This window comes from Thermoflexus sp., assembly GCF_025055495.1.
Taxonomy (GTDB): domain Bacteria; phylum Chloroflexota; class Anaerolineae; order Thermoflexales; family Thermoflexaceae; genus Thermoflexus.
The window spans coordinates 1-1,686 of sequence record NZ_JANWXB010000017.1 but is presented as its reverse complement, the minus strand read 5'-3'; the positions used below and the strand labels follow the sequence as shown (position 1 = coordinate 1,686).

Sequence of the window (1,686 nt, the reverse complement as noted above, 5' to 3'; positions counted from 1 at the left end):
GGTGCGGGGGGCCAAGGTCCCCCGCATCGCCCCCGAAAACCCCCAAATGAAAAATGGACAAAGCAGTAGTCCCTTCCCAGGATAATGATGAGCGCGCGGCTCCGGGAAGGGGAATGGCCCCCTTCCCCCCTCCCCGTGCGGCAAAGGCCGCGCGGGCAATCAGCGGGAAAGAATCATCCCTGCGGACGGGAGGGACCACCGGCTTTCGGAGGCTGGGCGGGGAAATGGATGTTTGGGAGTAAGGGAGCTGGGCCGGAAGCTAAAGGCTCCTAGTCCCATCCACCCAAACCCTCCAATCGAGATAAAGGATTCGCTCTCCAAAGCCCCGGAGGGATCGGGCGACCCATTCCATTCAAGATCGGGAGGCCGATGGATGACCGAACGGCTCTACTGGCTGGATCCCTACCTGCAACGGTTCACCGCAACGGTGATAGCGTTCACCGAGCATAACGGTCAACCGGCCGTCATCCTGGATCGGACAGCGTTCTATCCGACTGGAGGGGGACAGCCCCATGATCGGGGAGCCCTGAACGGGATCCCTGTAGTGGAGGTCATCGAGCAGGACACGGATGGAGCCATCCTGCACATCCTGGCTCGCCCACTGGAGACGCGGGAGGTGGAAGGCCACATCGACTGGGAACGTCGCTTCGATCACATGCAGCAACACACCGGCCAGCACATCCTCTCCCAGGCGTTTCTGCGGATCACCGGGGCACAAACGGTGTCCTTCCATATGGGGGAGGAAATGATCACCATCGATCTGGATCAGATCGGATTCCCGCCAGCGGTGATCGAAGCCGTGGAAGGGCTGGCCAACCAGGTGGTTCTGGAGGACCGGGAGGTGCGGACCCGGTTTGTGGAAGCAGAGGAAGTGGAAGGGCTGGGCTTGCGTCGCCCTCCAAAAGTGGAAGGCCGAATCCGGATCGTCGAGGTGGCGGATTTCGATCGGAGCGCGTGCGGGGGGACCCATGTGCGGCGCACGGGGGAGGTGGGGCCCATCAAGATCGTCAAGCTGGAACGGCGGGGAAATGAGACCCGGGTGAGCTTCCTCTGCGGCTGGCGGGCGCTACGGGATTACTGGAGGAAGCATCGTCTCCTTCTGGAATCCGCGGGGGCCCTCAGCGTGGGCGAGGCCATGCTGCCCGAAGCCGTCCGGGCGCTGCAGGAAGAACTGAAAGAAGCCCGCAAGGCGCTGACGGCCCTCCAGGAGCTCTATCTGGATCTCGCGCTCCCCGATCTGGAGCAAAAGGTTCAGCCAGCTTCCTTCGGGGAGATCCTCGTGCATCTGTGGCCCCAGCTGCCTTCCGGCCTCCTGCCCCGGCTGGCCCGACGGCTGAGCGAGGGACGTCCCCGCCTGGTCGTCTTGGCCTCCGGGGGTGCCGACGGCCTTTTGATCGTCGCCCGCGGTCCAGGTGTTCCCCTGGATGCCCGAGAGGTGCTCCAGCGCATCCTCCAGCAGCTGGGCCGGGAAGGAGGGGGCGGCCGCCCGGATTACGCCCAGGCTCCGGTTCCCCGCGTGGATCTGCAGGCGCTCCGCCGGGCGCTGGGGGCAGCGATGGGGTGAGCTCCATCGCTGTGGGGATTCAGGGTAGGAATTGCGTAGTGGGGGGGGGGGCCCACCCCCCCCCCCCCCAAACCCCCACCCCCCCCCCCCACCCACAAATGGGGAAAAAGAGTTGGACCCAA

At 64.9% G+C, this 1,686-nt stretch carries 1 protein-coding gene; it reads left to right on the top strand.

What is annotated here, in order from left to right; translation table 11 throughout:
• Positions 1-373 precede the first annotated feature (373 nt).
• Entirely contained in the window at positions 374-1,564 is a 1,191-nt protein-coding gene (locus NZM16_RS00725; protein ID WP_295477801.1) for a DHHA1 domain-containing protein, read from the top strand.
• Positions 1,565-1,686: the final 122 nt, after the last annotated feature.

Excerpts from the sequence above, each read along its gene's own strand:
- NZM16_RS00725 (WP_295477801.1), top strand. The coding sequence starts at position 374 with ATGACCGAACGGCTCTACTGGCTGGATCCCTACCTGCAACGGTTCACC.